This is a genomic window from Sphingomonas sp. CROZ-RG-20F-R02-07, assembly GCF_022662335.1.
Lineage (GTDB): Bacteria > Pseudomonadota > Alphaproteobacteria > Sphingomonadales > Sphingomonadaceae > Sphingomonas.
On sequence record NZ_JAKNQJ010000029.1, the window covers coordinates 1 to 10,815 of the forward strand.

At 63.1% G+C, this 10,815-nt stretch carries 13 protein-coding genes; 12 read left to right on the forward strand and 1 reads right to left on the reverse strand.

Going from position 1 to position 10,815, the window contains the following annotated elements; genetic code table 11:
• Positions 1-713 (forward strand): GNAT family N-acetyltransferase (locus L8H00_RS18150; protein ID WP_242098712.1); only part of this gene is annotated, 713 nt, incomplete at its 5' end.
• A gap of 191 nt (positions 714-904) precedes the next feature.
• Here the strand turns inward: L8H00_RS18150 and L8H00_RS18155 are convergent.
• Positions 905-1,546, reverse strand: coding sequence for a helix-turn-helix domain-containing protein (locus L8H00_RS18155; protein WP_242098713.1), 642 nt, complete (start codon positions 1,544-1,546; stop codon positions 905-907).
• Positions 1,547-1,791: 245 nt separating this feature from the next.
• Between L8H00_RS18155 and L8H00_RS18160 the strand changes: the two genes are divergently transcribed.
• The 11 genes from L8H00_RS18160 to L8H00_RS18210 form a co-directional block, all read left to right on the forward strand.
• Positions 1,792-2,592 (forward strand): muramidase, encoded by an 801-nt coding sequence (locus tag L8H00_RS18160; RefSeq protein ID WP_242098714.1) that lies wholly within the window; start codon positions 1,792-1,794, stop codon positions 2,590-2,592.
• Positions 2,589-2,942, forward strand: coding sequence for a hypothetical protein (locus L8H00_RS18165; RefSeq protein ID WP_242098715.1), 354 nt, complete (start codon positions 2,589-2,591; stop codon positions 2,940-2,942). The genes L8H00_RS18160 and L8H00_RS18165 overlap by 4 nt, the downstream gene beginning before the upstream one ends.
• Entirely contained in the window at positions 2,939-3,538 is a 600-nt protein-coding gene (locus L8H00_RS18170; RefSeq protein ID WP_242098716.1) for a lytic transglycosylase domain-containing protein, read from the forward strand. Before L8H00_RS18165 ends, L8H00_RS18170 begins: the two co-directional genes overlap by 4 nt.
• Complete coding sequence (locus tag L8H00_RS18175) at positions 3,535-4,857, forward strand: LPD7 domain-containing protein (protein WP_242098717.1); 1,323 nt, start codon at positions 3,535-3,537, stop codon at positions 4,855-4,857. Before L8H00_RS18170 ends, L8H00_RS18175 begins: the two co-directional genes overlap by 4 nt.
• 48 nt (positions 4,858-4,905) lie before the next feature.
• Positions 4,906-5,202, forward strand: a complete 297-nt coding sequence (locus L8H00_RS18180; RefSeq protein WP_242098718.1) for a TrbC/VirB2 family protein — start codon at positions 4,906-4,908, stop codon at positions 5,200-5,202.
• A gap of 1 nt (position 5,203) precedes the next feature.
• Entirely contained in the window at positions 5,204-5,539 is a 336-nt protein-coding gene (locus L8H00_RS18185; RefSeq protein WP_242098719.1) for a VirB3 family type IV secretion system protein, read from the forward strand.
• Complete coding sequence (locus L8H00_RS18190; RefSeq protein ID WP_242098720.1) at positions 5,532-7,898, forward strand: VirB4 family type IV secretion/conjugal transfer ATPase; 2,367 nt, start codon at positions 5,532-5,534, stop codon at positions 7,896-7,898. The genes L8H00_RS18185 and L8H00_RS18190 overlap by 8 nt, the downstream gene beginning before the upstream one ends.
• 1 nt (position 7,899) lies before the next feature.
• Positions 7,900-8,619, forward strand: a complete 720-nt coding sequence (locus L8H00_RS18195; protein ID WP_242098721.1) for a type IV secretion system protein — start codon at positions 7,900-7,902, stop codon at positions 8,617-8,619.
• Positions 8,620-8,621: 2 nt separating this feature from the next.
• Complete coding sequence (locus tag L8H00_RS18200; protein WP_242098722.1) at positions 8,622-8,891, forward strand: hypothetical protein; 270 nt, start codon at positions 8,622-8,624, stop codon at positions 8,889-8,891.
• 69 nt (positions 8,892-8,960) lie between these two features.
• Positions 8,961-9,998 (forward strand): type IV secretion system protein, encoded by a 1,038-nt coding sequence (locus L8H00_RS18205; RefSeq protein WP_242098723.1) that lies wholly within the window; start codon positions 8,961-8,963, stop codon positions 9,996-9,998.
• A gap of 492 nt (positions 9,999-10,490) precedes the next feature.
• A partial coding sequence (locus L8H00_RS18210) for a type IV secretion system protein (RefSeq protein ID WP_242098724.1) occupies positions 10,491-10,815 on the forward strand: 325 nt, incomplete at its 3' end.

The following is a 10,815-nucleotide window of genomic DNA, read 5'->3' on the forward strand; positions in this document are numbered from 1 at the left end:
CTTACGGAGCGACGGACGCCTCGGCGAGCATCCAACGCGCTGTCGGTTTCCGTCCGGCCCAGGAGATGTTCCCCGGCGCCCCGGCCCACCTTGTCGCGGCGTGCCCTGACAATGCCGTGCCGATCGATATCGCCCGGAACATTGAACGAGCACGTCGGGGGCATGTTCAGGTCAGCGTAGCGCGGTCGATCGAGGACATGACCAAGGTCTTTTCGGTTCGCTCCGCCACCTTCCAGGCTGAACAGGCGTGCCCTTATGAGGAGGAGTTCGACGGCAACGATTTCTGTGCGACGCAGCTTTTGGCCCATGTCGGCGACGATCCGGCTGCGTGCATCCGTATTCGCTATTTCGGCGATTTCGCGAAGCTCGAGCGCCTTGCCATTCGCCGTGAATATCGCAGCCGGAGCCTGTCGCGTCCTCTGGTCGAAGCGGCGCTAGCTCACTGCGCACGCAAGGGCTTTCGCCGGATCTATGGGCATTCACGATCGGATCTGATCGGGTTTTGGCAGCGGCTGGGCTTCGATGTCATTCCCGATCGCGCGCCGTTCTGGTTTTCGGACGTGGAATATGTCGAGATCGTCGCGGACCTGACCGCCGACCCGCTCGAAATCCGGTTCGGGATCGATCCGATGGTGGCGATCAGGCCGGAGGGAAGTTGGGACGAACCTGGTCCCCTCGACATGTCGCTCGTCCGTTCTTCGTTAGCGGCGTGACTAGGATGTCGAGCCGCCCTCAAACCGGATCTAGCGCTGCACGGGGCGCGGAAAGCATCCTGGTGCCAGATAGCTCTGCCTTGCGATCGCGGTTCGGCGACCGTGTTCGAGCATTGCTCGGTGAAAGAGGACTATCCGAGGAGGACCTTGCGGAGCGAAGCGCGCTGCCATCAAGCCGGGTAGATCGCATCTTAGCTGGCAGGCTCGTCCCGCTCACTTTCCGCGACATGACCCTTATCGCCGCTGTTTTCGGGATGCCGGTTCACGCCCTTCTTGTCCCGACCAGCTCGGCGGTCGAGGTCGTATCGCTCGAGGTAATTGAAGAGCGTGGAGCGGGCGACGCCTAGCTCCTGAGCAACGTCGGTTGCGGTTGCACCGGGCGCGCTGAGCCTCTCACGTATCTCTGGTAATTTGTCCGGCCCAAGCAGCCGCTTGCGTCCCGGGGGCGACATCTCGGCGGGATGCGTCTTGATGCCGTGAAGGTGCCGGTAGTGGCTGTCGAGCGCATCGAGCATCGCATGGAGCTTATCGTCGGCACCGGGTTCGATATGAATCCGGGGCGTACAGATCTCGAAGCTGACGCCACTGCGAAGCAGCTTGGTTATCGCCCGCACGAGCATGGGGGTCGCTATCGCCAGGCAGGAAAGATCATGGACTTTGACGCGATCGCCCGCTTCGAGGCCGATGCCCTTGCGCTCCAGCAGCTCGCTGAGCTGGCTAAACGTCTTCCGGCCGGCGAGCACCTCGATGTCGTCAGGGTGGAGGCACGACTGTTGGCTCTCAATCGTCGCCGAACCCGGTGTCTGCGCGAGGAAAGCGACGCTTTTTCTCAATCTTTTGCCCTTTACGCAAAGCGCCTTGCCCTGAGACCACGGCAACGCCTGACGTCGCCACCCCCTAAAAAGGGGATTTTCTATGTCAGGTCATGCGAATCGGCAACCGGGTGAGAAGGCGGGGTGGAGGCGATTCTTCAGTCGTCATCGCCAGCTACGCCGTCGCCGCCCTGACAATTGCCGGTTGCCAGCGTCGTCAATTATGGAATAGGATCAAAATTGTACTAGGCTGACGGAAGGCGGTCATGCTGCCAGTGGCTCTCACGGCGAAGGCGATCCAGCTCTGCGCAGCAGGGCTCGGAGGCGGTGTGGGGCCAGCGCCTGCGGCATATGCAATCACGGTACATGCCGGCGCGACGCTCAGCCGCCAGCCGGTCGCCGAAGCCGACGCCGAGGCGACGGTTCGCGATCTCGTCACCTTGGGTGCGGACTTCGAGGCGGGGCCGCTTGCGATCAGCGGACGCGACTTTGCGACCTACGGCGTCACGCCTGCATCGGTGTTCGACCCTTGCGCGCTCGCCCATATCGACGACAGGCCGATGGATGCGCCGGCAAGCGGCGTTCCGACGGTCTCGAATGTCGCTGCCATGGTCCGGCGCGCCTTTGGCGCGCGGATCACCGACACGATCCGGCCGATGAACGCGAGTTACGGCGCGCGGTATAGCTGGCACAAGTTCGGCCAGGCCGTTGACTTCGTGCCTGCGGGCGGGGTCAATTCGATCACCCGCGATCAGATCCGCGCGCTGATGGGGCAAAGCGGCATCCGCCTGATCGAGCTGCTGGGGCCTGGCGATCGCGGCCATTCCAACCACTGGCATGTCGCGTTTGCGCGGCCGGGACAGGTCATCGATCGAACACGGCCGATCGAGGAAGACGAAGACTGGATCGTCAACGTCGCCAGCGCGGATGTGCCGGCTTCGGCGCCGATCGGGACCGTAGCGCACGCCGCGCCTGCCTCGGTCCTTCAGACCGCAGCGAAAGCCCCGCCACAATGGGACGTGTTCGCGAGCGCTGAATGGCGCGCTTCTCAGGGAGGTGGTTCATGATCGGACGGTTTCTGAACAGGCTCGGGGGCGGAACCGGCGCGATCGCGCTTTGTGCTGCCGGCATCATCACGATCGCGGCCCCTCAACCGGCCTTTGCATCGGATTGGGGGTGCCAAGTGGTGCTTTGTCTCGCCACCCCGGGGTCGCCGACCAAGTACGCGGAGTGCGTGCCTCCGATCACGAAGCTCTGGAACGCGCTCGCCATGGGCGGCGGGTTTCCCTCCTGCAGCGGGGTCGGCATCAAAACGAAGTCGGCGAAGCATGGCTACACCATGACCGTGACGCAGACCGACGGCACCACGTCGCGCTATTCCCTCGATACGCGCTACCAGACGGTGACGCAGCAATGATCCACGCTGTCGCCGCCATCGCGGTGCTGGCGCAGCAATGCGCGTCCGAGGTCGCGACCGAGGCCGTCGTGCCGCTGGTCGTGACCGAGAGTGGCGGCGACGATCTGTCGATCAACGTCAATCATGGCCCGCGCGTGCGTGCCGGTTCGATTGCCGAAGGCGCCGCGCTGGTGCGCCGCTATATGGCGCAGGGCTATACGGTCGACGTTGGGTTGGCCCAGATCAACTCGGCCAACTTCGTGCGGCTCGGCGTGACGGTCGAACAGGCGTTCGATCCCTGTACAAACCTCCGCCTTGCCTCGTCGTTGCTGCAGGAAGGCTATGGCCTCGCCAGCCGGCATTATACCGGTCTCGACGCGATCTCCGCGACATACTCGCTCTACAACACCGGCACGCTGACGCGGGGATTCCGCAACGGATACGTCGGTCGCGTCTGGTTGGCCGCGAGCGGCATGGGTACGATCCAGGCGCCTCCGACTATTCCTGGCGCGCCCGCTGTGGCGGTCGCCGCCACGACCGCGCCCAAACCCGTGAGTGGCGGCGATAGCTGGGTGGTCGGGCAAATTGCCTCGGATGCTGTCGAGGTTTTCAAATGAGCGTCGATAACAGCGTTGCGCGGCCCACGCGGGACGTGGAGCTGGACGCCGGTGAGGCTGGCTTCACCATCCCACCCGACCTGGCTGAGCGGTATGAGGTTCGCATCATCCCGGCGAGCGACGCGAGCGAGCGCCGCATTGGCATGATCCTGCCCGGTGATCGCGAGAACCCGTCGATCGAGGTTTCCGGAAACGGCGACCGGATCATTGCGCGTAACGAGGATCCCGAGACCGTCGCTGCGCTGGTCAAATTGGCGAAACATAATGGCTGGGAGGGGATCGACGTCGATGGCTCTACCGAGTTTCGGCAGACCGTATGGGCTGCGGGGTCACGCGAGGGACTGACGGTTCGAGGCTACGAGCCCGACTTCACTGAGCAGGCTCGGATGGAGCAGGACCGGCGCGGGCACGCACAGGCGGTCCAGCGTGAACGCGAGGCGGCGGCAAAGCCTGCCCGGGCGATCGAACCGGCCGCGCCGGTTGTGGCGACAGCGGCGATCGATGCGACGATCCCCGCGCGGACGGCCGATGCAGCTCGGGACCCCGTTGGCGCGGCTTCGCCGGCGCAGAACGGCGCAGAGCTCTCGGACGACGACAAGCGGCTCCTGCTGAGACTGAGCGTGTACACCCAGGATCGTAAGGCGCTCTCGGAGGGTATGACGCCGGACCTCGAGCCGATGGAACGCGAGTTTCGGTACGAGCGCCTGGAGGTGAACAAGGAGGCGTTGGACGGCGCGCTTGAGCAGGCGCTGGAAAGCCCCACTCTGGTCCGCTCGTTTTCCAAGGCGGGCTACGAGACCGACGATCTGCGCCGAATGGCGCGCGAGGGCGAGTGGGATGGCGAGGTTGCTGATGCGATCTACCTCGTCCGCTCCGGGCTCAATCGTCACGACGTCGCGAAAGAGACGGTCGCATCGTTCGTGCAGTCCGAGCGCGAGGACGAACGGGCCGCGGCATCCACGGTAGCGCCGAAACGTAAACCGGAACCCGAACCACAAATCGTCCGTGAGGAGCGGCAGCACGAAGCTACTGCAACGCGAACCGAGAATGAGGAATTGGCCGAGCTGTTCCTGCGCGGCAGCGCCGAGCGGATCGCGGCCGATCCACGCCTTGCCAATGCGGTCGAAACACAGGCGGCGATGGAACAGCACATTGGTGTGGCTTTCTCAGGCGACGCGGACCGGATGATGTCCGCGAGTCTGGAGAGCCGCGAATTGATCTCGGGCGCGCTGATGCGCGGCTTGGATGTGTCGGTCCGTGAGCCAACGCCCGTTCGGCAAATCGAACCGATTCAAATCACCCACGATCTGGAGAGGTAACCTCAAGCCATGGAGACCCGTATGAAGTTCACACGCCAAATGGGCCGGATGATGTCCGACGCCCGAGCCCGGCAGGTCGTCGGTTTTGCCGGCGCGCTTGCCCTCATCTCGATCGCGCAGCCGGCCCTCGCTGACGGTGGCACCGCAATCGAAACCGGCCTCGGTACGATCAAGACTTGGATGACCACGGTCGCCTCGGTCGTGGGTGTCATCGCCGTGATGGCGGTCGGCTACGCCAAGCTGACCGGCCGTATGGACTGGGGCAAGGCCGTCACCGTCCTGATCGGCATCGGCATCATCTTCTCGGCAGCGACGATCGTCGGTTGGATGGGCGGATCGGCGTAACATGGAAGACAAGCTCGCCGAGGATAAGGTGTTCCTCGCTCTGACGAGGCCATCGGTGTTCATGGGATTGCCGCTTGAGGCAATTCTGCCGATCATCATGGTCTGCATGGTGTTCTGGGGGATCTTCCATAATCCCTTCTACCCCCTGGCCTTGTTCGGGGCGCTCTACTTTCCGGCGCGCATGATCTGTCACTACGACTTCAATGCGTTCCGACTGTGGGGCCTGTGGTTTCAGACAGGCTTTCTATCCAAGAACCGCAAGTTCTGGGGAGGCGGGAGCTACTCTCCCGTCCGCCTCGCCAAAGGCGTGAAGCGGAAGCATTTCGGCAATGACTGATTCCAAGCTGAAGCAGAAGAAAATAGCGCTTCGCGAGGCGGATGACATCAAGTTCATCCCCTATACGCGCCACGTCGACGACACCTTGGTTGCTCTCGAAGACGGCTCGCTCATGCGCATGTACCGCGTTGATGGGCGGCCGTTCGAGACCAGCGACATCTCCGATCTCAATACATGGCATAGCAAGCTCAACATCGCCTGGCGCTCTATCGGTGACGATCGCGTCGCGATGTGGACGCATCTCGTGCGGACAGCGACCGACCCGGTGCTGGGAGGCGACTTTCATTCTGCTTTCGCGAAGGCGCTGCAGGATAAGTACGCGGAGACCCTGAAGGAGAAGGTTCTCTACCACAACGAGTTCTACGTCACGATCCTCGTGCGTCCGTCGAGCATGGCGGGCGATCAACTCGGGCGGTTTTTCTCGAAGAAGCAGGCCAGCACGGAGATCGACGATCGCGCGCTCACGCTCATGGCGGACAAGTGCCGGGATTTTGAATCGCTGCTCGCCGACGTCGCGCCGGAGCCACTGGCGCTCTACGAGCACAACGGCATCCTGTTCTCGCAGCCGATGGAAGTGCTGCACTTCATCCTGACCGGCGATCGCATCCGTATCCCGCTGCTCAATGGGCGGCTTGGTCAGGCGCTCTATTCGTCGCGGGTTGTGTTCGGGCGCGAAGCGGCCGAGATCCGCTTGCCGCACAAGTCGCATTATCTAGGCATGTTCGGGGTGCGCGAATATGTCGCCAGCACGCGGAGCGGGCAGTTCAACAGCCTGCTGACGCTCGATTTCCCCTTCGTGCTGACCCAGAGCTTCGCGCCGCTGGTGAAGTCGGTCGCGAGCGAGCGGTTCACGAAAAAGTATAAGCAGATGGTGTCGTCGGACGACGCCGGCGTCAGCCAGGCCGAGGAGCTGCTCGACGGTGTCGACGATCTGATGGCGAACCGCTTCGCCATGGGCGAGCATCATCTGTCGATCTCGGTGATCGACGAGGATCCCAAGCGGTTGCTGGAGCGCCTGTCGATCGCGCGATCCGCCGCGGCCGACACAGGGATGGTGATGGCGCGCGAGGACGTGGCGTTGGAAGCGGCCTTCTGGGCGCAGCTCCCCGGCAACTTCAAGATGCGGGCGCGCCCCGCAGTCATCAACAGCCGCAATTTTGCGGCGCTGAGCCCGTTCTACACCTTCCCGGCCGGTCGCAAGTCCGGCAACCACTGGGGCGACGCGGTGACGCTGCTCAAGACGCGCGCCGGCTCGTCCTTCTGGTTCAATTTTCACCGGGCCGACATAGGCCACACGCTCATCATCGGCCCGACGGGCGGCGGCAAGACGGTCCTGCAAAACTTCCTGCAGGCGCAGCTCGAAAAGACCGGCGCCAAGCAGGTGTTCTTCGACAAGGATCGCGGTGCCGAGATTTTCGTCCGCGCCTGTGGCGGCACGTATCTGGCGCTGCGTAACGGCGAGCCGACCGGCTTCGCACCGCTGAAGGGGTTGACCGCCAGCCCGCACAACATCGCGTTCCTCAGGCAGTTCATCCGGGTGCTGGTGCGCCGGGAGAACCGGCCGCTGAGCGTCGCGGAAGAGCGGCTGATCGACGAGGGGATCGACGCTGTGATGCGCCTTCCCGCGCCGTCGCGTTCCTTCAGCGCGCTGCGCGAGATGCTGGGCTACGCCGATGCCGAGGGTATCGGCGCGCGGCTCGAGCGCTGGTGCCTGGGTGGGCCGCTCGGCTGGGCGTTCGACGGACCGGAGGACAAGGTGTCGATGGCGGCGCAGTTCGTCGGCTTCGACATGACGGACTTCCTCGAGAACCCGGAGATCCGCACGCCGACGATGCTCTACCTCTTTCACAGGGTCGACGAGCTGCTGAACGGCCAGCGTGTCGTGGTCGATGTTGACGAGTTCTGGAAGGCGTTGGAGGACGATGCGTTTCGCGCTTTTGCGCAGGACGGCCTCAAGACCTTCCGGAAGCGCAACGCCTTCATGGTGTTCGGCACGCAGTCGCCGGCCGACGCGCTGCGCTCGCCGATCGCTCACTCGATCATCGAGCAGACGGCGACCAAAATCCTCCTGCCCAACTCGGACGCGAAGCGGTCAGATTACTGCGAAGGGCTCGGCCTGACAGAGGCCGAGTACCGGCTGATCCGTGAGGATCTGACGCCGGAGAGCCGCACCTTTCTGGTCAAGCAAGGGCACACCTCGATCGTAGCGAAGCTCGATCTGTGTGGGATGCCCAACGAGTTGAAAGTGCTTTCTGGTCGCGAGGAAACCCTCGTCGCCATGGAGGAGGCCATTGCCCTGGCGGGCACCGATCCTGCGGCGTGGCTGCCGCACTTCTACGCCAACCAAAGGAGAAGCTGACATGTCGCTGAAGCGCCTCATCATGTTTGCAGCCGCGCCGGTCGCGCTCGCTGCGTTCGCGTCGCCGGCCGCTGCACAGGGGATCCCTGTGTTCGACACCTCGACCTACGTGCAAGCGCTCGCCCAGGTCCAAAACACGATGAAGATGATCCAGCAGGGCGAGCAGCAGATCCAGACGGCATCGAGCCAGCTCAGCTCTCTTCAGAAGCTGACGAACGTCAACAGTATCGCGCCGCAGTTGTTAAGCCCGCAGGTGCGCAACATTTTGCCGAACACGACGATCGATGCGTCGACGCTGCTGAGCGGCGACCTGTCGAAGATCGGCTCGCTAGGTACGCTCGCATCGAGCATCCAGTCTCGTTACGCGCTGTCCACGGGTTCCGACGCGGATGTGGCGTACAACCAGGCGCTTAAGGACGCGACCGGCTCGTCCGCGGCGATGGCAGCGTTGGGCGAGAATACGCTCAGTCTCTCCCAGACCCGGATGCAGGGTCTCGACCAGCTTCGGTCGCAGCTCGATACCGCCAAGGATCCCAAGGACGTGATGGACCTGCAAGCCCGCATCGCGGTCGAGCAGGCTCAGCTTCAGAACGACACGCTGAAGATGCAAGCGATCCAGATGGCGCAGTCCGGTCAGGCAAACATGCAGATCAGTGCGGCACAAGTCGCGGCTGGTCGCGAAGAAGCGGCATTCTTCAGCGCTAACACAATCAGGAAGTAATCATGCGCAAGATAACTTCCCTCTCGGCTTTGCTGCTTGTCTGTGGGTGCCAGCAGAATGTCGTGGTGCCGACCGCGAAGGAACTCATCGCAAGCCCACCGCTTCTCGCGGAGTGGCGGGTGAAGTGTGAAACGGGAGAGTATAGTCACCTTCCCGCCGACGAGAAGGCAAGGCTGTGCGCAACCACTGGAGATGCGACTATCTCGGTAGCGCAGATCAAAGCCGGTAACGAAGAAGCCGACATCTTCAAAGCGAACACGATTCGGAAGTAGCAACCCTTCTTACGCCTTGATCGCTGAAGATCGGAACCTGCCGTAATGCCTGCTGCTGCACCCAACATCATGACACTCTTCACGACCATGTATACGTATGTGGAGAGCGCCATCGCGACCTCGGTCGCGAGCTTCGGGTCGGGGCTCGTAAGTTTTGTCGCGGCGCCCTTGGCGCTGGCAGCGATCATCTACTTTCTTCTGCTCGGCTTCGCCGTGCTGCGAGGCGCGATTCAAGCGCCGCTGCGCGAGTTAGTCTTCCAAGCCGGCAAGGTTGGCTTCGCGCTCGCTGCCGCAAGCTCGATCGGCTATTCAGCGTTCGTGGTGAACGTGGTCACCAACCTGCCGAGCGAAATTATCGCGGCTGGATCCGGCACGCCCGTCACCAACCCGGGGACGACCTTCGACACCTATGTCTCCGATACGGGCAAGCTGGCAGGAAAGCTGGTCAATGCGAACCTACAGGTTCAGTCACAAGAACAGAAGGGTTTCACTGACTTCCGCACGCCGGTGATCCAGCTTAGCGCTACGCTGATTACCTACCTGTGTATTGGCATCCTTTACATATTCGCGTTCCTATCAGCGTCGATAGGTTTCTGCATCGTCATCTTTGCCAAGCTGTCAGTCGCGATCTGCGTCGCGCTCGCCCCACTCGCGCTTGCGTGTCTGCTGTTCAACTCCTCCCGCTGGCTGTTCGACGGGTGGCTGAAGCAGACCGTCAACTTTATCCTGCTGATGGTCGTCATGGCGATCATGACGAAGTTCATCACGGGGCTTCAGGAGGCCGCGATGGACGGTATCATGGGATCGGTTCCCGATGATGGCTCGTCGTTTCTGATGACCCAGAACGGCTATATCGTTCTGAAGGCGTCCGTGATGCTCGTTGCCACGGTCGCCTGCGCGGCGATCTACATCGTCGGTACAATCTTCTTTTTTCAGTCTCCGGCGATCGCGGCTGGCATCGCAGGTGGCGCGTCATCTGGTGGCCATGGCTTCCTGATGACCGGCGCGAACATGTTGACCAACCGACTCATGTTCCGGCGCGCCACGCAAGCGAACCGTCCGGCCGCTGGAGGCGGCACGGGCGGTTCGGCCTCTCGCTCGACCTAGCCCGCATCGCTGCCCGCTCTTGGACCATGGATCACGAACACCGCCCACGCGGCAAAGATACGAACGGAGACCGTATGAAAAAGCTGACCATTGTGGCGTTTGGGGTGGTTGCGCTGAGCGGCTGCACCGGGACCCACATCAAACCTGTCTCCGTGTGTGACGGGAAACACCGTCGGCCTGCGAACCTCTACGGCACCATCCTGCCGAGCCTTCCCGTGCCGCTCCCGGCGTCTCAACAGGGAGCAGGGCAGTCGATGGTCGCGCCACCAAGCGGCGCCGCGCCTGCACCGGCGCCTTCGCCAGCTCCGGACCCGGTGCTGATGCGTGATGACGCACCCCCTCCCACTCCCTCACCATCGCCGGCTCCTGCGCCCGGCGCAGCGCCTGCTGCCCCGATCGGACCTGGCGCGATGAATGTCCCACGTTCAGCGCCCCGGACGTCCCAGCGGGGCGTCGCGCTGACCTACTCCTCCTGCTGAAGGGATCGACGCCATGGGCGCGGTGAAGTCCGAAGATAAAGAGAAATACTTCGAGACGTCGAGGACGTGGGAATACGACCGTATGCGTGCGGCGATCCAGTCCAAGAAGCTCGCATGGGGTGTTGCGGCAGGAGCCTGCGCACTTTCCGTAGCCTCGGTCGCGGCTGTGGCCATGCTCGCACCGCTCAAGACCGTCGAGCCCTACGTCATTCGGGTCGATAAGACCTCGGGCGAGACGCAGGTTGTCACCGCGCTGAAAGGGCCGCAGCCGCGCACCTATGAAGACGCGGTCAACCGCTACTTCATCTCGCAATATGTGCGTCTTCGCGAGGGCTGGC

Bases quoted from the DNA above. Each gene is read 5' to 3' on its own strand.
- L8H00_RS18200 (WP_242098722.1), top strand. From the start codon at position 8,622: ATGCGCAAGATAACTTCCCTCTCGGCTTTGCTGCTTGTCTGTGGGTGC.
- L8H00_RS18185 (WP_242098719.1), top strand. From the start codon at position 5,204: ATGGAAGACAAGCTCGCCGAGGATAAGGTGTTCCTCGCTCTGACGAGG.
- L8H00_RS18170 (WP_242098716.1), top strand. From the start codon at position 2,939: ATGATCCACGCTGTCGCCGCCATCGCGGTGCTGGCGCAGCAATGCGCG.
- L8H00_RS18175 (WP_242098717.1), top strand. From the start codon at position 3,535: ATGAGCGTCGATAACAGCGTTGCGCGGCCCACGCGGGACGTGGAGCTG.
- L8H00_RS18165 (WP_242098715.1), top strand. From the start codon at position 2,589: ATGATCGGACGGTTTCTGAACAGGCTCGGGGGCGGAACCGGCGCGATC.
- L8H00_RS18160 (WP_242098714.1), top strand. From the start codon at position 1,792: ATGCTGCCAGTGGCTCTCACGGCGAAGGCGATCCAGCTCTGCGCAGCA.
- L8H00_RS18195 (WP_242098721.1), top strand. From the start codon at position 7,900: ATGTCGCTGAAGCGCCTCATCATGTTTGCAGCCGCGCCGGTCGCGCTC.
- L8H00_RS18180 (WP_242098718.1), top strand. From the start codon at position 4,906: ATGATGTCCGACGCCCGAGCCCGGCAGGTCGTCGGTTTTGCCGGCGCG.
- L8H00_RS18190 (WP_242098720.1), top strand. From the start codon at position 5,532: ATGACTGATTCCAAGCTGAAGCAGAAGAAAATAGCGCTTCGCGAGGCG.
- L8H00_RS18205 (WP_242098723.1), top strand. From the start codon at position 8,961: ATGACACTCTTCACGACCATGTATACGTATGTGGAGAGCGCCATCGCG.